This window comes from Streptomyces sp. GQ60, from assembly GCF_059758875.1.
The window spans coordinates 172,965-198,484 of sequence record NZ_JCAXEG010000007.1 but is presented as its reverse complement, the minus strand read 5'-3'; the positions used below and the strand labels follow the sequence as shown (position 1 = coordinate 198,484).

General features: G+C 69.2%; 27 protein-coding genes. 14 read left to right on the top strand and 13 right to left on the bottom strand.

All coding sequences use genetic code 11. The features are described from left to right. Positions 1-90: 90 nt before the first annotated feature. Positions 91-1,173: an inositol-3-phosphate synthase gene (locus AC6CKD_RS19690; protein WP_250738618.1), complete on the bottom strand. Its 1,083-nt coding sequence runs from the start codon at positions 1,171-1,173 to the stop codon at positions 91-93. Between the two features lie 49 nt (positions 1,174-1,222). Beyond that, complete coding sequence (locus AC6CKD_RS19685) at positions 1,223-1,825, bottom strand: PadR family transcriptional regulator (protein ID WP_498328747.1); 603 nt, start codon at positions 1,823-1,825, stop codon at positions 1,223-1,225. A 274-nt stretch (positions 1,826-2,099) separates the two neighbouring features. On the opposite strand from AC6CKD_RS19685, the gene AC6CKD_RS19680 reads away from it, so the two are divergent. Together AC6CKD_RS19680 and AC6CKD_RS19675 are read left to right on the top strand one after the other, a co-directional pair. Continuing rightward, complete coding sequence (locus AC6CKD_RS19680) at positions 2,100-4,619, top strand: transglycosylase domain-containing protein (protein WP_498328746.1); 2,520 nt, start codon at positions 2,100-2,102, stop codon at positions 4,617-4,619. Positions 4,620-4,709: 90 nt separating this feature from the next. Beyond that, positions 4,710-6,170, top strand: a complete 1,461-nt coding sequence (locus AC6CKD_RS19675; protein ID WP_498328745.1) for a glycosyltransferase family 87 protein — start codon at positions 4,710-4,712, stop codon at positions 6,168-6,170. 1 nt (position 6,171) lies between these two features. Here AC6CKD_RS19675 and AC6CKD_RS19670 read toward each other — a convergent pair whose 3' ends face one another. The 3 genes from AC6CKD_RS19670 to AC6CKD_RS19660 all read right to left on the bottom strand — a co-directional run bounded on the left by AC6CKD_RS19670 (position 6,172) and on the right by AC6CKD_RS19660 (position 8,833). Further along, entirely contained in the window at positions 6,172-7,203 is a 1,032-nt protein-coding gene (locus tag AC6CKD_RS19670; protein WP_478685172.1) for an alanine racemase, read from the bottom strand. Positions 7,204-7,270: 67 nt separating this feature from the next. After that, positions 7,271-8,389, bottom strand: a complete 1,119-nt coding sequence (locus tag AC6CKD_RS19665) for a lipid II:glycine glycyltransferase FemX (protein WP_267754523.1) — start codon at positions 8,387-8,389, stop codon at positions 7,271-7,273. 129 nt (positions 8,390-8,518) lie between these two features. Then, on the bottom strand, positions 8,519-8,833 hold the full coding sequence (locus tag AC6CKD_RS19660) for a hypothetical protein (protein WP_498328744.1): 315 nt from the start codon (positions 8,831-8,833) through the stop codon (positions 8,519-8,521). 250 nt (positions 8,834-9,083) lie between these two features. Here AC6CKD_RS19660 and rpsF point away from each other — a divergent pair, with 250 nt between their 5' ends. The 4 genes from rpsF (at position 9,084) to rplI (ending at position 10,791) form a co-directional block, all read left to right on the top strand. After that, positions 9,084-9,374 (top strand): 30S ribosomal protein S6, encoded by a 291-nt coding sequence (gene rpsF, locus AC6CKD_RS19655; protein ID WP_015034882.1) that lies wholly within the window; start codon positions 9,084-9,086, stop codon positions 9,372-9,374. A gap of 72 nt (positions 9,375-9,446) precedes the next feature. Beyond that, entirely contained in the window at positions 9,447-10,046 is a 600-nt protein-coding gene (locus AC6CKD_RS19650) for a single-stranded DNA-binding protein (RefSeq protein WP_498328743.1), read from the top strand. A 43-nt stretch (positions 10,047-10,089) separates the two neighbouring features. After that, on the top strand, positions 10,090-10,326 hold the full coding sequence (gene rpsR / locus AC6CKD_RS19645; RefSeq protein ID WP_003967857.1) for a 30S ribosomal protein S18: 237 nt from the start codon (positions 10,090-10,092) through the stop codon (positions 10,324-10,326). Positions 10,327-10,344: 18 nt separating this feature from the next. Then, on the top strand, positions 10,345-10,791 hold the full coding sequence (rplI, locus tag AC6CKD_RS19640; RefSeq protein WP_243331152.1) for a 50S ribosomal protein L9: 447 nt from the start codon (positions 10,345-10,347) through the stop codon (positions 10,789-10,791). A 132-nt stretch (positions 10,792-10,923) separates the two neighbouring features. Here the strand turns inward: rplI and AC6CKD_RS19635 are convergent, their stop codons facing one another. Further along, on the bottom strand, positions 10,924-12,261 hold the full coding sequence (locus AC6CKD_RS19635) for an MATE family efflux transporter (protein ID WP_498328742.1): 1,338 nt from the start codon (positions 12,259-12,261) through the stop codon (positions 10,924-10,926). Between the two features lie 453 nt (positions 12,262-12,714). Between AC6CKD_RS19635 and dnaB the strand changes: the two genes are divergently transcribed. Next, complete coding sequence (gene dnaB, locus AC6CKD_RS19630) at positions 12,715-14,178, top strand: replicative DNA helicase (protein ID WP_489411601.1); 1,464 nt, start codon at positions 12,715-12,717, stop codon at positions 14,176-14,178. Between the two features lie 10 nt (positions 14,179-14,188). Further along, on the top strand, positions 14,189-15,574 hold the full coding sequence (locus AC6CKD_RS19625; protein WP_498328741.1) for a serine hydrolase domain-containing protein: 1,386 nt from the start codon (positions 14,189-14,191) through the stop codon (positions 15,572-15,574). Between the two features lie 10 nt (positions 15,575-15,584). Here the strand turns inward: AC6CKD_RS19625 and AC6CKD_RS19620 are convergent, their stop codons facing one another. The 3 genes from AC6CKD_RS19620 to AC6CKD_RS19610 are packed head-to-tail and all read right to left on the bottom strand — an operon-like array spanning position 15,585 to position 18,183. Beyond that, the gene (locus AC6CKD_RS19620) at positions 15,585-16,760 is read right to left on the bottom strand and encodes a winged helix DNA-binding domain-containing protein (protein ID WP_498328740.1); all 1,176 of its coding nucleotides are present in this window, start codon (positions 16,758-16,760) and stop codon (positions 15,585-15,587) included. Between the two features lie 53 nt (positions 16,761-16,813). Further along, complete coding sequence (locus AC6CKD_RS19615) at positions 16,814-17,278, bottom strand: GNAT family N-acetyltransferase (protein ID WP_498328739.1); 465 nt, start codon at positions 17,276-17,278, stop codon at positions 16,814-16,816. Between the two features lie 17 nt (positions 17,279-17,295). After that, positions 17,296-18,183 (bottom strand): GNAT family N-acetyltransferase, encoded by an 888-nt coding sequence (locus AC6CKD_RS19610; RefSeq protein WP_498328738.1) that lies wholly within the window; start codon positions 18,181-18,183, stop codon positions 17,296-17,298. Positions 18,184-18,318: 135 nt separating this feature from the next. Here AC6CKD_RS19610 and AC6CKD_RS19605 point away from each other — a divergent pair, with 135 nt between their 5' ends. Beyond that, positions 18,319-18,969: an HAD family hydrolase gene (locus AC6CKD_RS19605; protein ID WP_498328737.1), complete on the top strand. Its 651-nt coding sequence runs from the start codon at positions 18,319-18,321 to the stop codon at positions 18,967-18,969. 58 nt (positions 18,970-19,027) lie between these two features. Then, complete coding sequence (locus AC6CKD_RS19600; RefSeq protein ID WP_498328942.1) at positions 19,028-20,314, top strand: globin domain-containing protein; 1,287 nt, start codon at positions 19,028-19,030, stop codon at positions 20,312-20,314. Between the two features lie 29 nt (positions 20,315-20,343). Here the strand turns inward: AC6CKD_RS19600 and AC6CKD_RS19595 are convergent, their stop codons facing one another. The 4 genes from AC6CKD_RS19595 to AC6CKD_RS19580 all read right to left on the bottom strand — a co-directional run bounded on the left by AC6CKD_RS19595 (position 20,344) and on the right by AC6CKD_RS19580 (position 22,986). Next, positions 20,344-20,823 carry an NUDIX domain-containing protein gene (locus tag AC6CKD_RS19595; RefSeq protein WP_498328736.1) on the bottom strand — a complete coding sequence of 160 codons (480 nt, stop codon included), beginning with the start codon at positions 20,821-20,823 and terminating at the stop codon, positions 20,344-20,346. A gap of 118 nt (positions 20,824-20,941) precedes the next feature. Further along, on the bottom strand, positions 20,942-22,105 hold the full coding sequence (locus AC6CKD_RS19590) for a cystathionine gamma-lyase (protein WP_498328735.1): 1,164 nt from the start codon (positions 22,103-22,105) through the stop codon (positions 20,942-20,944). Next, positions 22,102-22,593 (bottom strand): low molecular weight protein-tyrosine-phosphatase, encoded by a 492-nt coding sequence (locus AC6CKD_RS19585; RefSeq protein ID WP_498328734.1) that lies wholly within the window; start codon positions 22,591-22,593, stop codon positions 22,102-22,104. Before AC6CKD_RS19585 ends, AC6CKD_RS19590 begins: the two co-directional genes overlap by 4 nt. 12 nt (positions 22,594-22,605) lie before the next feature. Continuing rightward, a complete protein-coding gene (locus AC6CKD_RS19580) occupies positions 22,606-22,986 on the bottom strand; it encodes a phage holin family protein (protein ID WP_498328733.1) in 381 nt (126 codons plus the stop codon). Positions 22,987-23,076: 90 nt separating this feature from the next. On the opposite strand from AC6CKD_RS19580, the gene AC6CKD_RS19575 reads away from it, so the two are divergent. The 4 genes from AC6CKD_RS19575 to AC6CKD_RS19560 all read left to right on the top strand — a co-directional run bounded on the left by AC6CKD_RS19575 (position 23,077) and on the right by AC6CKD_RS19560 (position 25,353). Further along, positions 23,077-23,394 carry a cupin domain-containing protein gene (locus AC6CKD_RS19575; RefSeq protein WP_498328732.1) on the top strand — a complete coding sequence of 106 codons (318 nt, stop codon included), beginning with the start codon at positions 23,077-23,079 and terminating at the stop codon, positions 23,392-23,394. 155 nt (positions 23,395-23,549) lie between these two features. After that, positions 23,550-23,777, top strand: coding sequence for a DUF5326 family protein (locus tag AC6CKD_RS19570; RefSeq protein WP_498328731.1), 228 nt, complete (start codon positions 23,550-23,552; stop codon positions 23,775-23,777). A gap of 291 nt (positions 23,778-24,068) precedes the next feature. Further along, the gene (locus AC6CKD_RS19565) at positions 24,069-24,806 is read left to right on the top strand and encodes an IclR family transcriptional regulator (RefSeq protein ID WP_498328941.1); all 738 of its coding nucleotides are present in this window, start codon (positions 24,069-24,071) and stop codon (positions 24,804-24,806) included. Positions 24,807-24,903: 97 nt separating this feature from the next. Further along, a complete protein-coding gene (locus AC6CKD_RS19560) occupies positions 24,904-25,353 on the top strand; it encodes an SsgA family sporulation/cell division regulator (protein ID WP_243331178.1) in 450 nt (149 codons plus the stop codon). Positions 25,354-25,520: the final 167 nt, after the last annotated feature.

Genomic DNA, 25,520 nt, shown 5'->3' with positions numbered 1-25,520 from the left:
ACACGCGGAGGGTCCCCGGGCACATTGCCCGGGGACCCTCCGCGGAAGAACTGCCGAAGTCCAGGTGTCCGTACGGACGCCGGGGTTCGACTAGCGCTCGACCTCGCCCTTGATGAACTTCTCGACGTTCGCGTAGGCCTCGTCGTCGAAGTACTGCACCGGCGGGGACTTCATGAAGTAGCTCGAAGCCGACAGGATCGGGCCACCGATGCCGCGGTCCTTGGCGATCTTCGCGGCGCGCAGGGCGTCGATGATGACACCGGCGGAGTTCGGGGAGTCCCACACCTCGAGCTTGTACTCGAGGTTCAGCGGGACGTCACCGAAGGCGCGGCCTTCGAGACGGACGTAGGCCCACTTGCGGTCGTCGAGCCACGCCACGTAGTCGGACGGGCCGATGTGGACGTTCTTCTCGCCGAGCTCGCGGTCGGGGATCTGCGAGGTGACGGCCTGAGTCTTGGAGATCTTCTTCGACTCGAGGCGGTCGCGCTCCAGCATGTTCTTGAAGTCCATGTTGCCGCCGACGTTGAGCTGCATGGTGCGCTCAAGACGGACACCGCGGTCCTCGAACAGCTTCGCCATCACGCGGTGCGTGATGGTAGCGCCGACCTGCGACTTGATGTCGTCGCCGACGATCGGGACACCGGCCTCGGTGAACTTGTCGGCCCACTCCTTGGTGCCGGCGATGAAGACCGGGAGGGCGTTGACGAAGGCGACCTTGGCGTCGATGGCGCACTGGGCGTAGAACTTCGCCGCAGCCTCGGAACCGACCGGCAGGTAGCAGATCAGGACGTCGACCTGGCGGTCCAGAAGGGTCTGGACGATGTCGACCGGGGTCTCGGCCGACTCCTCGATGGTCTCGCGGTAGTACTTACCGAGACCGTCCAGGGTGTGGCCGCGCTGAACGGTCACACCCGCGCTCGGGACGTCGCAGATCTTGATGGTGTTGTTCTCGCTGGCGCCGATGGCGTCCGAAAGGTCGAGGCCGACCTTCTTCGCGTCGACGTCGAACGCGGCGACGAACTCGATGTCGCTCACGTGGTAGTCGCCGAACTGGACGTGCATCAGACCGGGGACCTTGGCCGCCGGGTCGGCGTCCTTGTAGTACTCGACGCCCTGCACCAGCGAGGCGGCGCAGTTGCCTACGCCGACGATGGCTACGCGAACCGAACCCATTCCGGTTGCTCCCTGTTTGTTCTCGGACGAGGCCTGCGAGATGCAGGCCTCACTTAGTCGTTTCGTCGGGCGGACCGGGTCGTCTCTGATCCCGTCCCGCCCGCTCACTCTCGATGAGCTCGTTCAGCCAGCGCACTTCGCGCTCCACGGATTCCATGCCGTGGCGTTGCAGCTCGAGCGTGTAGTCGTCGAGCCGCTCGCGTGTGCGGGCGAGCGAGGCGCCCATCTTCTCCAGGCGCTCCTCAAGGCGGCTGCGACGGCCCTCAAGCACCCGCATGCGCACTTCTCGTTCGGTTTGACCGAAGAAAGCGAAGCGGGCGGCGAAGGACTCGTCCTCCCAGGCCTCAGGGCCCGTGTGGGAGAGGAGCTCCTCGAAGTGCTCCTTACCTGCTGCCGTCAACCGGTAGACGATCTTGGCGCGGCGCCCTGCGAGTGAAGCGGCGAGAGCGTCCTCCGGGGCGTTGCCCGGCTCTTCGATCAGCCATCCGTTGGTGACGAGCGTCTTGAGGCAGGGGTAGAGCGTCCCGTAGCTGAACGCCCTGAACACTCCCAGTGAGGTGTTGAGCCGCTTGCGCAGCTCGTAACCGTGCATGGGGGATTCGCGGAGCAGGCCGAGAACAGCGAACTCGAGGATGCCTGAGCGCCTGCTCATCCGCCTGCCCTTCCTCCGCCTCGGAGTCTTTATGTCGAGCTGATGTATCGGCTCGATACATCCAGACGATAGAACGGGTGGCCGTCCGCTACAAGTCGCGACACGGTGACCGGCGTCACATCACCGATTTGCGCGGGGCAAGTTGCCTGATTTGGGGTGAACTTCGGCAGTGATTGGCTTTTGGGCGTGCGTAGTCTGTGCGCCATGACACCGGGGGGACCGGAACTCACCTGCCGCTTCCAGGCCACTCGCCTGCCCGAGGAGTAGTCGTTCGATGAGCGAGCACCGCCGCAAACCGCAACAGCCCCAGGGCGGCGGCCGCGCCGCCGCCCGCAAGGCTGCCCAGCAGCGCCCCGTCAGGGGCGCCGGTTCCGAGCGTGACGTCCCCACCGCGTCACCCAGCGGGCCGTATTCCCAGCAGCCGGGTCACGGCAGCCGATCGGACGCCCGGAGATCCGCCGGCCGCGGCTCGGCGGGCCGGGGCCGGGGTGCCGGCCGGCCCAAGCGGTTCATCAACTACCCGCGGGGCGAAAAGGCCGGCTGGAAGCGCTTCGTCCCGTCCTGGAAGCTCGTCGGCGGCACGTTCCTGGGCTTCTTCGCGATCATCACGGCAGGTGCCGGCATCGGCATCGCCATGGTGAACAAGCCCGACGTGAACAAGACGGCCGAGGCGCAGAACAACGTCTTCTACTGGTCGGACGACACCCAGATGGTCGCGACCGGCGGATCCGTCAACCGCCAGATCGTCCCCATCGGGAAGATCCCCCGGTCCATGCAGAACGCCGTGATCGCGGCGGAGAACGAGTCCTTCGAGTCGGACAAGGGTGTCGACCCGATGGGCATCGCCCGCGCTGTGTGGAACATGGCCAAGGGCGGATCCACCCAGGGCGGCTCGACGATCACCCAGCAGTTCGTGAAGAACCAGTACCTGGAATCGGATCAGACGCTCAAGCGAAAGGTCACCGAGCTCTTCATCTCGATAAAGCTGGGTGTGAGCGAGGAGAAGAACACGATCCTCGCCGGCTACCTGAACACCGCCTACTACGGCCGTGACGCCTACGGGATCCAGGCGGCCGCGCGCGCCTACTTCGGCAAGGACAGCGAGGAGCTGAACCCCTCCGAGAGCGCCTTCCTCGCCGCCGTGCTCAAGGGCCCGAACCTCTACAACCCCGACGGCGGCATCGGCTCCGCGGCGACGCCCGAGGCGAACAAGAAGCGGGCCGAGGAGCGCTGGGCCTGGGTCCTGGACCGCGAGGTCAAGGTGGGCCGCATGGAGCAGTCCGAGCGGGACAAGTTCAGGACCTTCCCCACGCTGATCGAATCCGCCCAGGCCGCCGGCATGTCCGGTCAGATCGGCTACCTGGTCGAGACGGCCAAGCTCTACATGCTGAAGACCAACGGCATCAAGGTCGAGGACCTGGCCAAGGGCGGCTACCGGATCTACACCACCTTCGACAAGACGAAGGTGGACGCGATGGTCAAGGCCGTCGAGGGGACCCGCGACGGGCTGATCGACGAGAAGAAGCGGCCCGACACGGACACGTTCGTGCAGTTCGGTGCTGCCTCGGTCGACGTGAAGACCGGCGCCCTCGTCGCCCTGTACGGCGGTCCGGGCATCGACAAGAAGCACTTCAACAACAATGCCAACACCTCGGGCGTCCAGGTCGGCTCGACCTGGAAGCCGTTCGTGCTGGCGGCGGCCATGCAGTACGGCACCCAGAACTCGAAGGGCGAGGGGATCTCGGCCGAGAGCAAGTACCAGGCGAACGACCTCACGGTGATCAACAACCGTGCGGGCCAGCCGCTGCGCGACGGCTCCGGCAAGCCGTTCCGGCAGAAGAACGAGAACCCGGCCGCCTACGGCTACGTGACCCTGGACGAGGCGATGGAGAAGTCCATCAACGTCCCCTTCGCCCAGCTCGTCTTCGACGTCGGCCACAGCAAGGTGAAGGCGGTCGCGGAGGCGACCGGCATCCTGCCGGAGTCCTTCGACCCGAACGACAACGCCTCCTTCGCCCTGGGCACCTCGACCCCCAGCGCCATCCGGATGGCCAACTCGTACGCCACCTTCGCCGCCTCCGGGACCCACCACGACCCGTACTCGGTGCGGAGCGTCAAGAAGGACGGCAAGGACGTCCCCGGCTTCGAGGCGCCCAAGGCGGAGCGGGCCATGGACAACTCCATCGCCGACAACATCACCAAGGTCCTGCGCAACGTCGTCGAGAGCGGAACCGGCACGAAGGCCAAGAAGCTCGGCCGGCCCGCCGCGGGCAAGACCGGTACCACCGACAAGAACATGTCGGCCTGGTTCGTCGGCTACACCCCCGAGCTGTCCACCTCCGTGACCCTGTTCCGCTCGGACCCGAGCGCGGAGAAGAAGGAACTGATCTCGATGAGGGGCGTGGCGGGCATCCCCTCCCTCCACGGTGGTGACATCCCGGCCGAGATCTGGACCAAGTACATGAAGGCGGCGCTGGACGGCGTCCCGAAGTCGGACTTCCCCGAGCCCGACGAGCTCGGTGTCGTCGCGGACGCCTCCGGCGCCCCCTCGCCCTCCCCCTCGATGGCCCCCTCCCCCTCCCCGTCTCCGTCCAACTCGCCTTCCCCGACTCCGTCCCCCAGCCCGAGCCCGTCGCGCAGCTCCAGCAAGCCGACCTGCAAGCCGTGGGCGATCTGCGACCCGGACCCCAGCCCCAGTTCGTCCCGGTCCCCCTCCCCCTCGCCCAGCAAGTCGCGTGACAGGCCGAGCGGCGGTGGCGGAGACTTCCCGATAGGGGGCTCCATGGGCGGCTGACCGGACGCCCCACGACCCGGCCGGAGAGGGCCGTCGCACCCGGTGCGGCGGCCCTCTCGCATGTTCGGCGTCGTACGGCAGGATGTGCGCATGACGAAGGTGCACGAGGACAGCCCCGTACTGCCCACCCAGCAGGACGAGGTGGCCGCCGCGGGAAGCGAGTTCATCGGCGGCCCGGTGGGCCGCTACGCCCGGCTGGGCGGCCACTGGCTGACCCCGGTACGGGTCGTCGTGCTCGTCGCCCTGGGGATGTTCGCGCTGGGCATGGTGCAGAAGCTGCCCTGCTACGACTGGGCGTGGTTCCGCGGGGCCGGCTCCCAGTACACCCACGCCTGCTACTCGGACATCCCGCACCTCTACGTCGTACGCGGCTTCGCCGACGGCCTCATCCCGTACTTCGACCGGATCCCCGGCGACATGCAGTTCCTGGAGTACCCGGTGCTCACCGGGCTCTTCATGGAGGTCGCCTCCTGGATGACCCCCGGCAGCGGCTCCATGCAGCACCGGGAGCAGATGTACTGGATGGTCAACGCGGGCATGCTGATGGTCTGCGCCGCCGTGATCGCCGTGTGCGTGGCCCGCACCCACCGCCGCCGGCCGTGGGACGCGCTGCTCTTCGCCCTCGCGCCCGCCTTCGCGCTCACCGCGACCATCAACTGGGACCTGCTGGCCATCGCCCTGACCGCCGCCGCGATGCTCATGTGGTCGCGGGGCCGGGCCCGGTCCTTCGGCGTCCTGATCGGCCTGGCCACCGCGGCCAAGCTCTATCCCGTCCTGCTCCTCGGAGCCGTGTTCGTGCTCTGCTGGCGGGCCGGGAAGTGGCGGGCGTTCGGCGGGGCGGTCGGCGGCGCCCTGGTCGCCTGGCTCGTGGTGAACCTGCCGGTCATGCTCTTCGCCTGGGAGGGCTGGCAGAAGTTCTACACCTTCAGCCAGGAGCGGCCCATCGACTTCGGATCCGTGTGGCTGCTGATCTCCCAGCGTTCCGGGAACCCCCTCGAAGGCGCCAACACCTACGCGACGGGCTTGACGCTGCTGCTGTGCGCGGGCGTCGCACTGCTCACGCTCACCGCGCCCCGCCGCCCCCGCTTCGCGCAACTGGCCTTCCTACTGGTGGCCGCCTTCATCCTGGTCAACAAGGTCTATTCGCCCCAGTACGTGCTCTGGCTCATCCCGCTCGCCGCGCTGGCCCGGCCGCGCTGGCGGGACTTCCTGATCTGGCAGGCTGGCGAGGTCGTCTACTTCCTGGGGATCTGGTTCTACCTCGCCTACACGACCAGTGGGGACAAGCACCAGGGCCTGCCGTTGGAGGGCTACCAGGTGGCGATCGCGGCCCACCTGCTGTGCACGCTCTACCTGTGCGCGGTGGTCGTGCGCGACATCCTGCTGCCCGAGCGGGACGTGGTGCGGCGCGACGGCTCGGACGACCCCTCCGGCGGCGTCCTGGACGGTGCGGCGGACGTCTTCACGCTCCCGCGGACACCGAAGGCGCCGCACGACGCGGCGCCTTCGGAGGGTCAGCGGGTGGACTGGGGCGCGCGCCCCGGGGAGTGACTCAGGCGTCGAGCACCCGGTCGAACTGCGTGGTGGTGTGGCGCAGGTGCGCCACCAGCTCGTCGCCGACCTTCGGTTCGGGAGAGTCCGACGGAACGAACAGGATGGACACCTGCATGTGCGGCGGCTCGGCGAACCAGCGCTGCTTGCCCGCCCACACGAACGGCGACAGGTTCCGGTTGACGGTGGCCAGTCCGGCGCGGGCGACGCCCTTGGCGCGCGGCATCACCCCGTGCAGGGCCTTGGGGGCCTCCAGGCCGACTCCGTGGGAGGTGCCGCCGGCGACGACGACCAGCCAGCCGTCGGAGGCGGCCTTCTGCTGCCGGTAGCCGAACCGGTCGCCCTTGGCGACGCGGGTGACGTCGAGCACCGCACCGCGGTACTCGGTCGCCTCGTGGTCGCCCAGCCACAGCCGGGTGCCGATGCGGGCCCGGAAGCGCGTCTGCGGGAACTGCTGCTGCAGCCGCACCAGCTCCGAGGCCTTCAGGTGGCTGACGAACATCGTGTGCAGCGGCAGCCGGGCCGCGCGCAGCCGGTCCATCCAGCCGATGACCTCCTCGACGGCGTCCGAGCCGTCGGGGCGGTCCAGCGGCAGGTGCAGGGCGAAGCCCTCCAGCCGGACGTCCTCGATCGCCGAGTGCAACTGGCCGAGGTCCTGCTCGGAGATCCCGTGCCGGCGCATCGAGCTCATGCACTCGATGACCACACGGGCGCCGACGAGGCCGCGCACCCCGTCCAGCGAGGACACCGAGCGGATGACCCGGTCCGGCAGCGGGACCGGCTCCTCACCGCGCCGGAACGGGGTGAGGACGAGCAGGTCACCGCCGAACCAGTCCTTGATGCTGGCGGCCTCGTACGTGGTGCCGACGGCGAGGACGTCGGCGCCCATCCGGGTCGCCTCCTCGCAGAGCCGCTCGTGACCGAAGCCGTAGCCGTTGCCCTTGCAGACGGGGATCATCCCGGGGAACTGGTCCTGGATCTGCTTCTGGTGCGCACGCCAGCGCGCGGTGTCGACGTAGAGCGTGAGCGCCATGCCCGTCCGGAGCCTCTCTCGAAAAACTGCGTGGTGCAGCGGTGCGGTGTGTGTGGATGGGGCGGGGTCAGCGACGCGACATGTAGATGTCGAGTGCCTTGTGCAGCAGCTTGTTGAGCGGGAAGTCCCACTCGCCGACGTACTCGACGGCCTCGCCGCCCGTGCCGACCTTGAACTGGATCAGCCCGAACAGGTGGTCGTTCTCGTCCAGGGTGTCACTGATGCCGCGCAGGTCGTAGACGCTTGCGCCGAGCGCGTAGGAGTCGCGCAGCATGCGCCACTGCATCGCGTTCGAGGGACGGACCTCGCGCTTGTGGTTGGCGGAGGCGCCGTAGGAGTACCAGACGTGCTGGCCGACGGTGAGCATCGTGGCGGCGGCCAGCGGTTCCCCCTCGTGGGTGGCGATGTACAGCCGCATCCGATTGGGGTCCTCGGAGTTGAGGGCCGTCCACTGGCGCTGGAAGTAGCTGAGCGGGCGCGGGCGGAACTTGTCGCGCTCCGCCGTCACCTCGTAGAGCTTCTGCCAGGTCGGCAGGTCCTCGTAACCGCCCTGGACGACCTCGACGCCGGCCTTCTCGGCCTTCTTGATGTTGCGGCGCCACAGCTGGTTGAAGCCCTTGAGGACGTCGTCCAGCGAGCGGTTGGCCAGCGGTACCTGGAAGACGTAGCGGGGCTGTACGTCGCCGAAGCCGGCGCCACCGTCCTCGGCCTGCTGCCAGCCCATCCGGCGCAGCTTGTCGGAGACTTCGAAGGCGCGGGGCTCGATGACGGAGGCCTCCACGTCGCGCAGGCGCTTGACCTCCGGGTCCTGGATCCCGGCCTTGATGGCGGTCGAGTTCCAGCGGCGGATGACGACGGGCGGGCCCATCTTCACGGTGAAGGCGCCCTGCTGCTTGAGGTGCGCCAGCATCGGCTGGAGCCACTCGTCGAGGTTGGGGGCGTACCAGTTGATGACGGGGCCCTCGGGGAGGTACGCGAGGTACCGCTTCACCTTGGGCAGCTGTCGGTACAACACGAGTGCGGCGCCGACGAGTTCGCCGGACTGGTCGAACCATCCGAGGTTCTCGGAACGCCACTCGTTCTTCACGTCGGCCCACGCCGGGACCTGGCAGTGGCTAGCCGAGGGCAGGCTCTGGAGGTAGCCCAGGTGCTGCTCTCGGCTGATGGTCCTCAGGGACAGGCTCATGCGGGGCGTCTCCTCGGCGGCTTCGCTGGCTATGGCGCGAAGCCTACTGCGACGGGGGCGCCACCCATCTGGGGGACAGGCCGGGCCTGGGCCGGTGGGAGGCCGGCGCCCCGTCGCGGAGCCACCCGGTCAGCCCAGCCAGCCGCCGAAGAGACCCCCGTGCGCCATGCCGAGGAAGAAGCCGATGGCCGCGGCTCCGAGGCCGATGATCAGTGCTGTGCGTTCGCGTGTCGTGGCGGAGATGAACTGGCCGTAGAGGCCGGTGACGATCCCGATCAGCCCGGTCCACGAGCTGAGCAGGTGCAGGTTGTGGAAGAAGGCCGTGACGAACGCCACGGCGCCGAGGATCAGGGTGACGGCCACCAGGGTGTCCTGGAGGGGATGGGGCTTGCCGTCGGTCGCGAAGAGCGAGATGGAGGACTGGCGTCGCATTGCCTGTGCCATCGGAAGGCACCTCCTGGCTGCAGCAGAGCGGTGCTGCGGGCTTCCTCCGGCAGGGGCCGGGGGCATAGCACCGAGCACACCCGATGCATACAGATTGTGGCCTCCTCGTGCCGGATTTCAACCGGAAGGAGTCGAGGAGGTAGTCTGTACAGCTGCGCGGTGTCTGCTCTGCAGATGCCGTGCGCACGCATCACGACCCTCCTGCCACGGAACGACCGTGGCCGCTGAGTCCAAAGGAGGTGGGTTCCACATGCGTCACTACGAAGTGATGGTCATCCTCGACCCCGATCTCGAGGAGCGCGCTGTCTCCCCGCTGATCGAGAACTTCCTTTCTGTCGTCCGTGAGGGCAACGGAAAGGTCGAGAAGGTCGACACCTGGGGCCGTCGTCGTCTCGCTTACGAGATCAAGAAGAAGCCCGAGGGCATCTACTCGGTCATCGACCTCCAGGCCGAGCCTGCGGTCGTCAAGGAGCTTGACCGACAGCTGAACCTGAACGAGTCGGTTCTCCGGACCAAGGTCCTTCGCCCCGAGACCCACTGAACTTCGGTTCAGCGGTAATCGGGACCGAGTAGCACAGCAGCCCAGCAGCAATCCCCGCCGAGAGGTTCATCCATGGCAGGCGAGACCGTCATCACGGTCGTCGGCAATCTCGTCGACGACCCCGAGCTGCGCTTCACCCCCTCGGGTGCGGCGGTCGCGAAGTTCCGTGTCGCGTCCACTCCCCGCACCTTCGACAAGCAGACCAATGAGTGGAAGGACGGCGAAAGCCTGTTCCTGACCTGCTCGGTCTGGCGCCAGGCGGCTGAGAACGTCGCCGAGTCCCTCACACGGGGCATGCGCGTCATCGTGCAGGGCCGGCTGAAGCAGCGGTCGTACGAGGACCGTGAGGGTGTCAAGCGCACGGTCTACGAGCTGGACGTCGAGGAAGTCGGCCCCAGCCTGAAGAACGCCACGTCCAAGGTCACCAAGACCACTGGTCGCGGTGCCCAGGGTGGATACGGCGGCGGTGGCGGCGGTCAGCAGCAGGGCGGCGGCGGTGGCAACTGGGGCGGAGCCCCCAGTGGCGGCGCCCCCCAGGGCGGCGGAGCTCCCTCCGACGACCCCTGGGCGTCCAGTGCGCCGGCCGGCGGCCAGCAGCAGGGCGGCGGCGGCGGTTGGGGCGGAAGCTCCGGCGGCTCCGGCGGTGGCTACTCGGACGAGCCGCCCTTCTAGGGCAGCTCGCACCCCCACTTCTTGATTTCACAGGAGAGACACAATGGCGAAGCCGCCTGTGCGCAAGCCTAAGAAGAAGGTCTGCGCGTTCTGCAAGGACAAGACCCAGTACGTGGACTACAAGGACACGAACATGCTGCGGAAGTTCATTTCCGACCGTGGCAAGATCCGTGCCCGCCGCGTTACCGGCAACTGCACGCAGCACCAGCGTGACGTCGCCACGGCAGTCAAGAACAGCCGTGAGATGGCACTGCTGCCCTACACGTCCACCGCGCGATAAGGAAAGGGTGACCGAATAATGAAGATCATCCTGACCCACGAGGTCTCTGGCCTCGGCACCGCCGGCGATGTCGTCGACGTCAAGGACGGTTACGCTCGCAACTACCTGGTCCCGCGTGGTTTCGCGATCCGCTGGACCAAGGGTGGCGAGAAGGACGTGGCGCAGATCCGCCGCGCCCGCAAGATCCACGAGATCGCGACCATCGAGCAGGCCAACGAGTTCAAGGCCAAGCTCGAGAACGTCAAGGTCCGTCTGGCCACCCGCGCGGGTGACGCCGGTCGTCTCTTCGGTTCCGTCACGCCCTCCGACATCGCCACGGCGATCGAGGCGTCCGGTGGCCCGAAGGTCGACAAGCGCCGCGTCGAGCTGGGCTCCCCGATCAAGACCCTCGGTTCGTACCAGGTCTCCGTGCGTCTGCACGCTGACGTGGCCGCGACCGTGGGCATCGAGGTCGTCGCCGCCTAAGGGCTGCGCATGAAGGGCCGCACCCCTGTGGGGGTGCGGCCCTTCGTCGTTGTTTCACGTGAAACACGGACTCGTTCATCGGCCCTGTTTCACGTGAAACATCGCTCCAGGGCTGCCGCGGGCGGCTGGCTGTTACCGCGTGGCTCCGGCGACCAGCCAGCGGCCCGAGCGTGCGCGCCGCTGGAGGGTGACCATCCGGACCACCATCATCAGGGTCATGGCCCACCAGAGGGCCGTCAGCCCGCCGCCCAGGGCCGGTACGAGCAGGGCGGCCGGCGTGAAGACGGCGAGGGTCAGGAGCATGGCCCAGGCCAGGTAGCGGCCGTCGCCCGCGCCCATCAGGACACCGTCGAGGATGAAGACGATGCCGGAGACAGGCTGGGAGACGGCCACTACGAGGAGGGCCGGCAGCAGGGCGTCCTCGACGGCGGGGTCGCTCGTGAAGAGCGGGATGAACACCGGGCGGGCCGCGATCACGAGGAGGCCCAGGACGATGCCGGAAACGATCCCCCACTGCACCATGCGGCGGCAGACGGCCTTGGCGCCCTCGGTGTCGCCCGCGCCGAGGTAGCGGCCGATGATGGCCTGCCCGGCGATCGCGATCGCGTCGAGTGCGAAGGCGAGCAGGCTCCACAGGGCGAGCAGGATCTGATGGGCGGCGATATCGGCGTCGCCGAGGCGTGCGGCCACGGCGGTCGCGATCAGCAGGACGGCGCGCAGGGACAGGGTGCGGACCAGAAGGGGTGCACCGGCCTGTGCGCAGGCCCGGATGCCCTCGGCGTCGGGGCGCAGGGAGGCGCCGTGCCGGCGGGCGCCGCGGACGACCACGATCAGGTAGGCGGCGGCCATGGCGCACTGGGCGATCACCGTGCCCCAGGCGGAGCCGGCGATGCCGAATCCGGCCCCGTAGACGAAGGCGACGTTCAGGGCTCCGTTGAGGGTGAAGCCGCCGATCGCGACGTAGAGCGGGGTCCGGGTGTCCTGGAGACCGCGGATGACGCCGGTGGCGGCGAGCACCACGAGCATCGCGGGGATGCCGAGGGAGGAGATCCGCATGTAGGTGATCGCGTAGGGGGCGACGGTGTCGGAGGCCCCGAAGAAGGAGACCAGGGCGGGCGCCGTGGGCAGTACGACGGTGACGACGGCCGCGCCGAGGAGCAGGGCGAGCCAGATGCCGTCCATGCCCTGCCGGATGGCGGCCGGGAGGTCGCCCGCGCCAACGCGTCGGGCTACGGCAGCGGTGGTGGCGTAGGCGAGGAAGACGAAGATGCTCACGGCTGTGGTGAGCAGTGCAGCCGCGATGCCGAGACCGGCCAGCTGGGGTGTTCCGAGGTGGCCCACGATGGCGCTGTCGGCCATCACGAAGAGCGGTTCGGCGACGAGTGCGCCGAAGGCGGGGACGGCGAGTCCGAGGATCTCGCGGTCGTGCCGTCTCGGGGCAGCCTTCGGTGCGGTGGGGGCCTGTCTCATGCGCTCAATCTAATCTTCCACAGGTAATAGACGCAAGGGTGCTGGGATCCTTACCGATGTGGTCGATTCGAGCGTTCGTCCCACCTCGTTGGAGGCGATCTCGACACAGTGGCGAAGAATTTTCTCCCTCACCGTCAGTGGAGGGAGAAACCCCAGGTCAGATTGGGTGTGGGGGTGGGTCAGGTGATTTTGTCCACAGCGCCGTCCCCCGGTCCGTGCACAGCTTCCGGGGAGTTACCCACAGCATTGGCGCGGTCATCCACACCTCATCCACACAGCCTGTGGATAACAAGATTGGCTGACGCCGCTCCCGGGCCTACCGTGGTTCGTTGTCCGACTCGCCGAGAGCCGATTCGGGTGCCCCAAATGTCAGAGCCGTGTCGTAGAAAGAGTGCCACGGCAAGGTCCGCGTTGCGGACGGGAGGAGGCGGCCCGGTGAGCATGTCCGAGCCCATGGACGACCCCTGGGCCGACAGCGGTCCAGGTGACCGTCTGCCTGCCCGTACGCGCCGCAACGGCGAAGGCCGTGGCCGCGGGGACGAACAGAGCGACCGAGGCCGTGAGGGCGGCTCCTGGGACGGCGGTGGCGGCGGCTTCGAGCGGGTCCCGCCCCAAGACCTCGACGCCGAGCAGTCCGTCCTCGGCGGCATGCTGCTGTCCAAGGACGCCATCGCCGACGTGGTGGAGGTGCTGAAGGGGCACGACTTCTACCGTCCGTCGCACGAGACGATCTACCAGGCCATCCTCGACCTGTACGCCAAGGGAGAGCCGGCCGACCCGATCACCGTCAGTGCCGAGCTGACCCGGCGCGGCGAGATCAGCAAGATCGGCGGAGCCCCCTACCTGCACACCCTCGTCCAGTCGGTCCCCACGGCGGCGAACGCCGAGTACTACGCGGAGATCGTCCACGAGCGGGCGGTCCTGCGCCGGCTGGTCGCCGCCGGTACGAAGATCACGCAGATGGGTTACGCCGCCGACGGGGACGTCGACGAGATCGTCAACAGCGCCCAGGCCGAGATCTACGCCGTCACCGAGCAGCGGACCTCCGAGGACTACCTGCCGCTCGGCGACATCATGGAAGGCGCCCTCGACGAGATCGAGGCGATCGGTTCGCGCAGTGGTCAGATGTCGGGTGTTCCGACCGGCTTCACGGACCTGGACTCGCTGACCAACGGTCTGCACCCGGGCCAGATGATCGTCATCGCGGCCCGTCCCGCCATGGGAAAGTCCACCCTCGCGCTGGACTTCGCCCGTGCCTGCTCCATCAAGGCCAACCTGCCCAGCGTCATCTTCTCCCTCGAGATGGGGCGCAACGAGATCGCGATGCGCCTGCTCTCGGCGGAGGCCCGGGTGGCCCTGCACCACATGCGCTCCGGCACGATGACGGACGACGACTGGACCCGGCTGGCCCGCCGGATGCCGGACGTCTCCGCCGCCCCGCTGTACATCGACGACTCCCCGAACCTGTCGATGATGGAGATCCGGGCGAAGTGCCGCCGCCTCAAGCAGCGCAACGACCTGTCGCTCGTCGTCATCGACTACCTCCAGCTGATGCAGTCGGGCGGCTCGCGCCGGCCCGAGAGCCGCCAGCAGGAAGTCTCGGACATGTCCCGAAACCTCAAGCTCCTGGCGAAGGAGCTGGAGGTTCCGGTGATCGCGCTGTCCCAGCTGAACCGTGGTCCCGAGCAGCGCACCGACAAGAAGCCGATGGTCTCCGACCTGCGAGAGTCCGGCTCGATCGAGCAGGACGCCGACATGGTGATCCTGCTGCACCGCGAGGACGCGTACGAGAAGGAGTCCCCTCGCGCTGGTGAGGCGGACCTGATCGTGGCGAAGCACCGTAACGGTCCGACGGCCACCATCACCGTGGCCTTCCAGGGCCATTATTCGCGGTTCGTGGACATGGCCAACACGTAGCATCCGCACCATGGATGCCGCATTGGAAGATCTTGCCCTCCTGCCCGCGACCCGGCGGGCGCTCGGCCACCGGATCGCGGTCGCGCAGCGGGAAGGCCGGGCGCCGTCCCTGGTGGCGGCCGTGGTGCGGGGCGGAGAGGTGGTCTGGGAGGGGTCCCGGACCATGGTGGAGGGGCACGGTCCCGACGGAAGCGTGCAGTACCGGATCGGGTCGATCACCAAGACGTTCACCGCCGTGCTGGTGATGCGGCTGCGGGACGAGGGCCTGCTGGAACTGGGCGACCCGGTCGAGAAGTTCCTTCCCGGTACGGGAGTCGGCGAAGTGACGGTGGGACAACTGCTGTCCCACACGTCCGGCCTGGCGGCGGAGACGCCCGGCGAGTGGTGGGAGCGGACGGCCGGCACGCTGCGGCCGGAACTCGCGGACGTCCTGGGCGAGCGCCCCTTCCGCTTCGAGCCCGGACGCCGCCACCACTACTCCAACCCCGGCTACACACTGCTCGGTTCGCTCGTCGAGGCCGTCCGCGCAAGGCCGTGGGAGGACGTGCTCCGCGCCGAGGTGCTGGAGCCGCTGGGACTGGGGCGCACCACGGCGCAGCCGGTCGCCCCGCACGCCGGCGGCTGGGCGGTGCACCCGTGGGCGGACGTGATGATGCCGGAACCGCTGGAGGACCTCGGGCTCATGGCTCCGGCCGGCCAGCTCTGGTCCACCACCGGCAACCTGGCGAAGTTCGCCGCCTTCCTCGTACGGGGCGACGCGCGCGTGCTGAGCGCCGAGTCCGTCCGGGAGATGCGGACCTCGGCCACTCCCCCGGAGCCGGGCATCGCCGACCTCGGATACGGGCTCGGGGTGCAGCTGACGCTGAGCGGCGGGCGCAGGCTCGCGGGCCACAGCGGCTCGCTTCCGGGCTTCCTCGCCGGGCTGTGGCTGAGCGAGGCGGACGACGTGGCCGCGGTGGTACTGGCCAACTGCACTTCAGGGCCGGCGGTTTCGGTGCTGGCGGCCGACCTGGTGGGCATTGTCGCGGAGGCGGAGCCGCGGATCCCCGAGCCGTGGCGGCCGCTGCCGGAGGCCGATCCCGTCGCGCTGGAGCTGTGCGGCCCTTGGTACTGGGGCACCTCGGCCCAGGCCGTACGGCTGACCTACGACGGGTTCCTGGAGCTGGGCCCGGTGGGCGCGACCGGGCGGGCCGCCCGCTTCCGGCCGGAGCCGGACGGAAGCTGGACCGGACTGGGCGGCTACTACGCGGGCGAGTCGCTGCGGGCCGTACGGCGCCCGGACGGATCGGTGAGCCACCTCGACCTGGCCTCGTTCGTGTTCACCCGGGAGCCCTACGACCCGAAGTCCCCGGTGCCCGGCGGGGTCGACCCGCAGGGCTGGCGGGGCATCGGCTAGCGCACTGGCGTCACCCCGCTGCGAGTTCACGCTCGAGCGGGGTGCGGAAGCGCGGGGTGACCCGGGCCTCCCCCAGCCAGGAGGCGAGCCGGACGGCCTCGGCGGAGATGGCCTTCTCGGCATCGCTGCCGGGGTCGCCCAGCAGCCGGTGGACGATCTTGCCGTCGCCGCGCTGTGCCCAACCGCCGACGATCTCCCCGTTCCACCACACGGTGGGGCCGATGTTGCCGGAGCGGTCGAAGAGGGGTGGCCGGTGGGCGGGGTCGAGATGGAAGCCCCGGTCCGCCCAGCCCATCGAGCTCGGATCGAGGGCCGGAAGCAGGGCTGCCCAGGGCTCCTGCTCGGGTCCGGGCCCGGTGTCCCCGGGGCAGACGAGCGCGATGGCGCCGTCCTCGAGCCGGACCTCGTCGGGGCCGACGGCCGCGAGGGCCTTGCGGACCTCGGTGAGGGTCCAGCCCGTCCACCACTTGAGGTCGGTCTCGGTGGCCGGACCGTAGGAGTGGAGCCACCGGCGGGCGATCTCGGCGCGGGCCTCGGCCGCGGGCACGGTGGGCCAGGGCTCGGTGTGGGCCCAGCGGTACTGGCTGGAGGTCCACGATCCCCGGGGCCGGTCCCGGCGGATCCGTCCGTCGGCAGCCAGCAGCCGGATGACACGGGTGGCGACACCGGTCTCGGTCTCGTACTTCTTGCCCCGGCCGTAGACGAACTTCCGGCGCAGGGCGGGGACGGCCGTGGAGAGCTGGCTGCCGGTGGAGGGGCCGTGGGCGTCGAGCGCGTCCAGCACGGCGCGCTCCACCTGGGCCAGCCAGTCCGCGTCGAGCCCCTGACCGTCCTCGAGGAGGTGCTTGAGGAAGGTGCGGCGCTCCTTCACGGCGATGCCGCGGGCGGTGGAGGCATCGACGTACGGGGCGAGTTCGGCGGAGACGGCGAAGAGGGTGTTGCGCATGCTGAGCAGCCGGACGAGGGTCACGTCCTCGTACAGGGCCTGCTCGATCGCGGCGGGCGCGCTTTCGCTCAGCCTGGCGCGGGCGGAGAGGAAGACGGTCGCGGCATCGGTGGCGTGCAGGGCGACGACGCAGTCCGCGACCTCGGACACGGTGGCGGCGTGTGCCGACGGGGCCAGGCGGTGCCTGCGGCCGAGGCGCCGGCGGCGCTCCGTGGTGCTGATGAGGGGAAGGCTGCTCATCCTCCCGATCGTAGGCCGGGCCACCGACAGCGGCCCGGCCCACGGCCGGCGGATCAGAGCTGGAGTTTGAACCCGACGTGCGAGGCGGTGAAGCCGAGCCGCTCGTAGAAGCGGTGGGCATCGACGCGGGTCACGTCCGAGGTGAGCTGGACGAGTTGGCAGTTCTCGGCACGGGACCGTTCGATCGCCCACTCGATGAACCGGGTGCCCAGCCCGCTGCCGCGTTCGTCGGCGTGGACCCGGACGCCCTCGATGATCGAACGGGTGCTTCCCTTGCGCGAGAGCCCGGGGACGATCGTCAGCTGGAGGGTGCCGACGACGCGGCCCGCGCGGACGGCGACGACGATGTGCTGGTGGGGGTCGTCCGTCAGCCGCTTGAGGGCTGCCGCGTAGGGGGTGAGATCGTCCGGGGACTCCCGGGTGGCGCCGAGCGGATCGTCCGCGAGCATCGCGACGATCGTGGGCAGGTCCTGCTCGGTGGCGGGACGGATGAGCAGGCCGGAGTCGCTGTCGGTCATGGTCTGATGCTCCTTGCTCAGCCGGCCGCCACGGTGAGCGGGGCCCACCGGCGGGTCCAGTCACCTGGCAGGCCGGGGATGTCCCGGGTCATGACGGTGTTGAAGGCCACGGAGCCGAGACCGCGGTCCTTGAGCCAGCCGAGAAGTTCCTCGTGGCGTACGTCGACATCCGTGCGCAGGGGGCGGTCGGTGGCCGCCGCGAGGGCGGTGACCAGTGCCCGGGCCGCGCTGGTGTCCCGGGCCACCAGGGGACCGATGACATGGGTCTCCATGTTCGGCCAGATGGCTCCGTATCCGATCAGCTCGCCGGAGGGGTCCTCGGCGATGAGCAGCCTGTCGGTGAAGGCGGGCAGCCGGGTGACCATGTGGGTCCGGTCGGCGCCGAAGACCTCGGCGTCCAGCAGGAGGATCCGCGCGATGTCCTCGGCACCGGCGGGCCGGACGCGGACGGTGTCCTGCGCGGGCCCGGCGGCTTCCGGGCTGAAGGAGCCCCGGAGCATCTCGGCGCGCCCGGTGGCCTCGAATCCGAGCTCCTCGTAGAGGGGGCGCCCGTACGGGGTGGAGTGCAGGGTGATTGGAATGCCCTTGAGGACCTCGTCGCAGACGTAGGTCATCAGGTGCCGGCCCAGACCCTGGCGGGCGTAGCGCTCGGCGACGAGGACCATGCCGATGGCGGCGAGTTCGGGGTCGGCCAGCGGTGGTCCGTACCGGGTGACCACGCAGGCCGTGGCGAGCCCCTGTCCGTCGGGGGCGTCGATGCCGTAGCCGTGTCCGGCGGCGAGCAGCAGCCCCCACTTGTGGTCCTCGCGGGGCCAGCCGCGGTCTTCGGAGAGATCGGCGCAGTGGCGGAGGTCGTCCACGGTCAGTGCGCGGATCGGGAGGGAGATGAGGTGTGGTGGTGTCACGGCCCCAGACTGGTTCATCGATGGTGACCCGGTCCAGGGGATTTGGGGTGCATGTTTCACGTGAAACATCGACACGAGGTCCGGTGGGCGGCATCCACTGTTTCACGTGAAACGAACGTACTAGCCTCGACGGTTATGACCCTCCTCCACCTGTTCGACCTCGACGGGACGCTGATGTACGGCTCGGCGTCACCGGTCGAGATCTCCCGGCAGCTCGGGCTGTCCGACGAGATCGCAGACCTGGAGCGGTCCTTCGCCGCGCGGGAGCTCCAGCCGCACCAGTTCGCTCTGGCGGTGCAGAAGCTCTGGACGGACCTGACCCCGGCACACGTCCGGGCGGCGTTCGACGGGGCTCCGTGGCTGTCGGGGATCAGGGAGGTCTGGCAGGAGATCCGGGGGCGCGGGGACTACTGCGCGGTGATCTCGCTGTCGCCGTCGTTCTTCGTGGAGCTCCTGCTGGAGTGGGGCGCGCACGCCGCGCACGGCTCGGTCTTCCCGGAAGTGCCCTTCACCCGGCCGGTGGAGGTGGCCGGGATCCTGACCCCGCAGGGAAAGGTGACGGTCGCCGACCGGCTGTGCGCACGGTTCGGCGTGACCCGGGCCGACTGTGTCGCGTACGGGGACTCCAGTACCGACGTGGCGCTCTTCGAGGCGGTCCCGCTCTCGGTCGCGGTGAACGCCCGGCCCTACCTGGTGGAGCGGGCGACGCACGTCTATGAGGGCCGGGACTTGCGCGAGGCATACCAGCTGACAGGGGTGGCACGCACGGGAGTTGAGGCATCTTAAGGGGAAAGTGGGTTCGAAACGCGGAATTCCCGCATTTCCCCGCAAGCTCTGGGGCGGACTGGCACGCTGTGAAACCCGGAACCACGGATTCGAAGGCCGTGGCGTGTGCAGACCTACCGAGATGTTCGAAGCGAGGCACCGCATGGACGCTCCGCCCACCAGATCGGCAAGACGGGGGTCATCCCGGATACCGTCCGGGGACGGGGCGCCCGAGCCCTCTCCCGAGCCCTCCCCCGATGCCGTGCTCATCCGCCGGACCCTCGAGGAGATCGCACCCGTCGCCGACAGGGTGACCTCCTACTTCTACGCCGTCGTCTTCACGGGCTACCCGGATCTGCGGGGGCTGTTCCCCGCCGCGATGGACGTGCAGCGCGACCGGCTGCTGAAGGCGCTGCTGACGGCCGCCGAGCACATCGACAACCCCGAGGTGCTCACCGCCTACCTGCGCCGGCTGGGCTCGGGACACCGCAAGTACGGGACCCGGCCCGAGCACTATCCGCCGGTGGGAGAGGCCCTGATCGGGGCGCTGGCCAAGTACGCCGAGGCCACCTGGGGACCCGAGACCGAGGCCGCCTGGGTGCGTGCGTACACCGCGATCTCCCAGATCATGATCGACGCGGCGGCCGAGGACGAGCCCAAGGCGCCGCCGTGGTGGCACGCGGAGGTGGTCTCCCACGATCTGCGCACCTCCGACATCGCGGTGCTCACCGTCCGCCCCGACCAGCCCTACCCCTTCCTGGCAGGCCAGTACACGAGCCTGGAGACTCCGTGGTGGCCGCGGATCTGGCGGCACTACTCCTTCGCCTCGGCGCCGCGCGCGGACGGGCTGCTGTCCTTCCACGTCAAGGCCGTTCCGGCGGGATGGGTCTCCAACGCGCTCGTCCGGCACGCCCGGCCCGGAGACGTGCTGCGGCTCGGGCCCCCGGCGGGATCGATGGTGGTGGACCACAGCACCGACAACGGAATGCTGTGCCTGGGCGGAGGCACGGGCATCGCCCCGATCAAGGCCCTGATCGAGGACGTCGCCGAGCACGGAGAGCGGCGCCCGGTGGAGGTGTTCTTCGGGGCGCGCAGCGACGACGACCTGTACGACAAGGACACCCTGCTGGGGCTGCAGCGCTCGCACCCCTGGCTGTCGGTGCGCCCGGTGGTCTGCGACGAGGGCCTGGCCGGACAACTGCCGCAGGCCGTCGGCACGCACGGGCCCTGGAGCTCGTACGACGCGTTCGTCTCGGGGCCTGCCGCGATGATCCGCAGTGGGGTGGACGCGCTGAAGAGGATCGGGATCCCGGGCGAGCGGATCCGCCACGACGAGGTGGAGGAACTGGCGGGCGTCGCCGGCTGATTGCGGCGGCGGCGCCCGCGTGCGGTGGGTCAGCCCAGGTCGGGGGCGTGCATCGCGCGCACGCCCTCGATGTTGCCGTCGAGGTAGCGGCGCAGGGACAACGGGACGAGATGTACCGCGGCGATGCCGACGCGGCTGAAGGGCACGCGGACGATCTCGTACTCGCCCTCCGGCTCGTCGATCTCGGGTCCGTGCCGCTGGCTGGGGTCCATGGATTCGAGGTGGCAGACGAAGAAGTGCTGCACCTTGACGCCGGTCACTCCCCCGTCGGCGATGTGCTCGACGGTGTCGACGAAGCAGGGCACGACATCGGTGATCTTCGCGCCGAGTTCCTCGTGGAGCTCCCGGTGGAGGGCTTCGACGACGGTCAGGTCGGAGGGCTCGACGCCCCCGCCGGGAGTGAGCCAGTACGGGTCGACGCCGGGTTTGGTCCGCTTGATGAGGATCAGGTCGTCACCGTCGAGCAGGATCGCGCGGGCGGTGCGTTTGACCACTGGACGTTCGGTCATGGGAGAAGAGTGGCCCAGACTTCCGCTTCTGAAACGCCCGCGGGTGAAACCCGCCGGGCGGGGATCCGTGCGGTCCGAGCTGCTGAACAGCGTGCTCGGACCGCTTTCGGACGGCCGGTCAGCCTTCCGCGGCTGCCAGGTCGAGTGCCCGCAGCACGTCCGTGACCAGGTCCTCGGTGTCCTCGGCGCCTGCGGAGAAGCGGATGAAGCCCTCCGGAACGGCGTCTCCGCCCCACCGCCGGCGGCGCTCCGCCGTGGACCGCACCCCGCCGAAGCTGGTGGCGTCCTCGACGAGCCGCAGGGCCGCCATGAACCGTTCCGCGTGCGCTCGGTCGGCCAGGATGAAGGACACCACGGAGCCGAAGCCCCGCATCTGCCGCGCGGCCGTCTTGTGGGACGGGTCCGCCGGCAGGCCCGGGTAGCGCAGCCCGGTGACGTCGCCGCGGTCGGCAAGGGCCTCGGCGACGGCGAGCGCGTTGGCCCACTGGCGCTGGGCGCGAAGCTGGATGGTGGACAGGGACCGGTGGGCGAGCCAGGCCTCCATGGGACCGGGGATGGCGCCGACCACCTTGCGCCAGCGGCGGATGCCCGCGGCGAGCTCGGCGTCCCGGCAGACGACGTAACCGAGCAGCAGGTCGCCGTGGCCGGTCAGGCCCTTGGTGCCGCTGGCCACCGAGAAGTCGGCGCCCAGTTCGAGGGGGCGCTGGCCGAGCGGGGTCGCGAGGGAGTTGTCGACGGCGACGAGGGTTCCACCGGCGTGTGCCGCGTCCACGAGGCGTCGTACGTCGCAGACGTCGAGGCCCGGGTTGGACGGGGTCTCCAGCCACAGCAGCCGGGCCCCGTCGAGAACCGCGAGCTGGGCGTCCTCGGCGGTGGGGGCGGTGCGCACGTGGACCCCGTACGCCTCCAGCTGTTCTCGTACGAGGGGCAGCACCTGGTAGCCGTCGTCCGGCAGGACGACGGTGTCCCCGGCGCGTGCCTGGGAGAGCAGGACGGCGGAGACCGCGGCCATGCCGGAGGCGAAGACGACCGTGTCCACCCCGTCCAGGCCGGGGGCCTCCAGCTCCCCGATGGCCCGCTCCAGCAGGGTCCAGGTGGGGTTGGTGTCGCGGGCGTAGGCGTAGGGGCCCTCTACGTCGCCGGGGAGGTGGAAGTGGGCGGCGAAGACGGGGCCGGGCAGCGGCGGCTCGTTCTTGACGGGCTCCGGCAGTCCGGCGCGGACGGCGACGGTGCCGTCGCCGAGCCGCTCCGCCCTCGGAGGCACGTGGTCGGGGGTGTTCATCGGGTGTGCTCCTTCACGGCTTCGCTCACGGCGGCCAGCAGGCCGGGGCTGGCCGCCTCGACCAGCCGCAGGCACTCCTCGAATCCGTCGAGGGTGCCGTAGTAGGGGTCCGGTACGTCGGTCTGCGCGGTGGGGGCCGCCGGGTCGTAGGACCGCAGCAGCCGGACCTTGGCGGCGTCCTCGGGGGTGGGGGCGAGCGCCCTCAGGTCACGCAGGTGCCCGGCGTCGAGCGCGATGACGAGGTCGAGGCCGGCGAACCAGGAGGCCCGGAACTGCCGGGCCCGGTGGCCCGGTTCGTACCCGGCGGCCTCGAGGACGGCTACGGTGCGCGGGTCGGCCCCGTCGCCCTCGTGCCAGCCGCCGGTGCCGGCGCTGTCGACCTCCACCAGGCCCGAGAGCCCGGCGTCGGCCACGTGGGAGCGGAAGACCGACTCGGCCATGGGCGAGCGGCAGATGTTGCCGGTGCAGACGAAGCACACGCGGTACATGGGCGCCCGGCCTCAGTTCTTGTCGGGCAGGACCATGTTCACGGCCCAGGAGACGACGGAGATGATCAGGGCGCCGACGACCGCGGTCCAGAAGCCGTCGACGTGGAAGCTGAGGTCGAACTGCTTCGCCAGCCACGAGGTCAGCAGCAGCATCGCCGCGTTCACCACGAGGGTGAACAGGCCGAGGGTGAGGACGAAGAGCGGCAGCGAGAGCAGCTTCACCACGGGCTTGACGATGAAGTTGACCACGCCGAAGATCAGCGCGACCAGGATCAGGGAGAGCGCGCGGTGGCCCATGCTGGTGCCGTCGTCCAGCGTGATGCCGGCGAGGAGCCAGATGGCGACGGCCAGGGCTGCCGCGTTGGCGAGGGTCTTGACTACGAAATTCGTCATGTGTCTGATCGTTGCAGAGATGGTCCCGGTGGAACATCAGCTGATCCGCGGATGCTTGCCGGACGAGAGAGCACAAGGGGTACAAAGAAGATGAAGGCCTTCCGGCTGGACGACCTCGAGGCCGAGCGGGCCGCGAACGAGGGTGCCTACCTGCAGTTCCTGCGCGAGCGGAACATGTCGGTCGGGCTGTACGCGCTGGACGCCGGGCAGAGCGATCCCCAACAGCCGCACGGTCAGGACGAGGTGTACTTCGTCGTGAGCGGCCGGGCCTCGATCACCGTCGGGGAGGAGACCACGATGGTGGCGAACGGGAGCGTGGTCTACGTGCCGGCCGGGGTGCCGCACAAGTTCCACCACATCACCGAGAACCTGAAGGTCATGGTCGTCTTCTCTCCGCCGGAAGGGTGAACGGGCCCCGGGACTGAGGGTCCGGGGTCCTGTCCCCCTAGGGGTCGGATCAGGGGACTACGGGGGCTCGCGGGGCCCCGTCGCGGGCCGCGGCCTCCTAGCATCGAGAGCAGGAGTTCACCGGCTAGACGGACTAGGAAGAAGAGGTCGAGGACATGGAAGGCATCCGAGGGATATTCGAAGGCATGCCCTGGTGGGTCAAGTGGGTCGCCGTTCCGCTGCTGGTGCTGTTCGTCTTCGGAGGCGTGATCACCAGCATCATCGGTGCGCTGATCGGCTTCCTCTTCAAGGCGCTGCTCCTCGTGGCCCTCGTCGGAGGCCTGATCTTCGTCGTCAGGAAGTTCAAGGGCACCGAGGCGAAGTCCTCCGCCGGGGAGTGGTAGAACTGGCGCAACCAGGGTCACAGTGGGATTAACCCAGCTGAGGGAACGTGAAGCGCTAAACCGCTCACAGCCCGGGAATCGGCGGATAGAGTGGCAATCTGTGCCGTTCCCTGGGCACCGAACGCCGGTACTGCCGCTCTGACCTGCGGTTCTTTGTTACAGCCGCCGAGCACGACCCCCAGGAGTCACGGCACACGCGGGGGCGGCCCCCGCAGGGCGGGCCCCCCCAAGGCTCGCCGCCACGCCTGGGGGTGAGCTTTGTCTCCGGTTCACAATGCCGGTGTGCCGACTCTGATCGGTTCGGTGCAGCGGGCACTGAGGCTGCTCGAAGCGGTGGGTTCCCATAGTGAGGGAGCCCCGGCGAAACAACTGGCGCGCGAGGCCGGGCTCCCGCTTCCCACCGCGTACCACCTGCTGCGCACCCTGACGCACGAGGGCTATCTGCGACGGGAGAGCGGGGTCTTCGTCCTGGGGGACGCCGCGGGCCGACTGGCCGGTGGCGGGCTTCAGCAGAAACGTCGCAGCATGATCCTCGACTCCCTCGCGCACTTCCGCGACGCGGTCGGGGCACCCGTCTACTTCGCGGTCTACCGCGAGGGTGAAATCGAGGTCGTGGGCGTCTCGGACACCCCGGCGAACCCGGCCTGCGAAGAGTGGGCCGATTTCCGCGAGACCGGCCACGCGCACGCCATCGGGCAGTGCCTGCTCGGCCAGCTCGACGAGAAGGCGCGCAAGGACTACTACGACCGTCACCCGGTCGAGGCCATCACCGCCTACACCGTGCGGGATCTGCGGGCTCTTGAGCAGCGGATCGGCTCCATGGAACGGATGCAGCCGGTGACCGAGCGGCAGGAGTACGCCCTGGGCACGGTGTGCGCGGCCATCCCCATCACGGCCGGCGACACCGCCGCGACGATGGCGATTTCTCTTCCTCTGCACCAGGAAAATCGATTGCTGTATGCGGTCGATCGGCTACGGAGTGAAGTAGGCGCGCTGTTGAGCACCCTCTCGTTCTCTATCAGTATCTGAAAACTCACTCCTTGTGATCTGCTAGCGCTTCCACCACTCTTGTCAAGAGGGCCTTGGGGGATCATTCCTGGCCACTTCCACTACAGCGGGGTAGGCAATGCGCGAGTCGGTACAGGCAGAGGTCATGATGAGTTTCCTCGTTTCCGAGGAGCTCTCGTTCCGGATCCCGGTGGAACTCCGGTACGACGCTCGTGACCCCTACGCAGTGCGCCTGACCTTCCACCTTCCCGGAGACGCGCCCGTGACCTGGGCGTTCGGCCGGGAGCTCCTTCTCGACGGCATCAACAAGCCGTGCGGTGACGGCGATGTCCACATCGCCCCGACCGATCCGGAGGAACTGTCCGATGTCCACATCCGGCTGCAAGTAGGAGCAGACCGGGCTCTCTTCCGCGCGAGCGCGGCGCCACTCGTGGCGTTCCTCGACCGCACCGACCGGATCGTTCCGCTCGGCCAGGAGCGCAACCTCGGGGACTTCGAGGAGAACCTCGACGAGGCGCTCGACAAGATCCTCGCGGAGTCCCAGCAGAACGAGCAGAACGCGGGCTGACGGAAGCCCTGCCGGACGCCCGCTGACCAGGGCGCGCCGGCAAGCGTCACCGCACCACCTGGATCACCGCACGAACGCACCACGGCTCAGCGTGCCGACGCGCTGAGCGCTCCACCTTGCCGTTCCGCACGACCGGCCGTGCGCGCGAACTGACCAGTCGCGCCCGT

Coding starts and splice junctions, on each gene's coding strand:
- AC6CKD_RS19690 (WP_250738618.1), bottom strand. CDS start 1,173: ATGGGTTCGGTTCGCGTAGCCATCGTCGGCGTAGGCAACTGCGCCGCC.
- AC6CKD_RS19685 (WP_498328747.1), bottom strand. CDS start 1,825: ATGAGCAGGCGCTCAGGCATCCTCGAGTTCGCTGTTCTCGGCCTGCTC.
- AC6CKD_RS19680 (WP_498328746.1), top strand. CDS start 2,100: ATGAGCGAGCACCGCCGCAAACCGCAACAGCCCCAGGGCGGCGGCCGC.
- AC6CKD_RS19675 (WP_498328745.1), top strand. CDS start 4,710: ATGACGAAGGTGCACGAGGACAGCCCCGTACTGCCCACCCAGCAGGAC.
- AC6CKD_RS19670 (WP_478685172.1), bottom strand. CDS start 7,203: ATGGCGCTCACGCTCTACGTCGACACCGCGCGCTGGCGTGCGCACCAG.
- AC6CKD_RS19665 (WP_267754523.1), bottom strand. CDS start 8,389: ATGAGCCTGTCCCTGAGGACCATCAGCCGAGAGCAGCACCTGGGCTAC.
- AC6CKD_RS19660 (WP_498328744.1), bottom strand. CDS start 8,833: ATGGCACAGGCAATGCGACGCCAGTCCTCCATCTCGCTCTTCGCGACC.
- rpsF (WP_015034882.1), top strand. CDS start 9,084: ATGCGTCACTACGAAGTGATGGTCATCCTCGACCCCGATCTCGAGGAG.
- AC6CKD_RS19650 (WP_498328743.1), top strand. CDS start 9,447: ATGGCAGGCGAGACCGTCATCACGGTCGTCGGCAATCTCGTCGACGAC.
- rpsR (WP_003967857.1), top strand. CDS start 10,090: ATGGCGAAGCCGCCTGTGCGCAAGCCTAAGAAGAAGGTCTGCGCGTTC.
- rplI (WP_243331152.1), top strand. CDS start 10,345: ATGAAGATCATCCTGACCCACGAGGTCTCTGGCCTCGGCACCGCCGGC.
- AC6CKD_RS19635 (WP_498328742.1), bottom strand. CDS start 12,261: ATGAGACAGGCCCCCACCGCACCGAAGGCTGCCCCGAGACGGCACGAC.
- dnaB (WP_489411601.1), top strand. CDS start 12,715: ATGGACGACCCCTGGGCCGACAGCGGTCCAGGTGACCGTCTGCCTGCC.
- AC6CKD_RS19625 (WP_498328741.1), top strand. CDS start 14,189: ATGGATGCCGCATTGGAAGATCTTGCCCTCCTGCCCGCGACCCGGCGG.
- AC6CKD_RS19620 (WP_498328740.1), bottom strand. CDS start 16,760: ATGAGCAGCCTTCCCCTCATCAGCACCACGGAGCGCCGCCGGCGCCTC.
- AC6CKD_RS19615 (WP_498328739.1), bottom strand. CDS start 17,278: ATGACCGACAGCGACTCCGGCCTGCTCATCCGTCCCGCCACCGAGCAG.
- AC6CKD_RS19605 (WP_498328737.1), top strand. CDS start 18,319: ATGACCCTCCTCCACCTGTTCGACCTCGACGGGACGCTGATGTACGGC.
- AC6CKD_RS19595 (WP_498328736.1), bottom strand. CDS start 20,823: ATGACCGAACGTCCAGTGGTCAAACGCACCGCCCGCGCGATCCTGCTC.
- AC6CKD_RS19590 (WP_498328735.1), bottom strand. CDS start 22,105: ATGAACACCCCCGACCACGTGCCTCCGAGGGCGGAGCGGCTCGGCGAC.
- AC6CKD_RS19585 (WP_498328734.1), bottom strand. CDS start 22,593: ATGTACCGCGTGTGCTTCGTCTGCACCGGCAACATCTGCCGCTCGCCC.
- AC6CKD_RS19580 (WP_498328733.1), bottom strand. CDS start 22,986: ATGACGAATTTCGTAGTCAAGACCCTCGCCAACGCGGCAGCCCTGGCC.
- AC6CKD_RS19575 (WP_498328732.1), top strand. CDS start 23,077: ATGAAGGCCTTCCGGCTGGACGACCTCGAGGCCGAGCGGGCCGCGAAC.
- AC6CKD_RS19570 (WP_498328731.1), top strand. CDS start 23,550: ATGGAAGGCATCCGAGGGATATTCGAAGGCATGCCCTGGTGGGTCAAG.
- AC6CKD_RS19560 (WP_243331178.1), top strand. CDS start 24,904: ATGCGCGAGTCGGTACAGGCAGAGGTCATGATGAGTTTCCTCGTTTCC.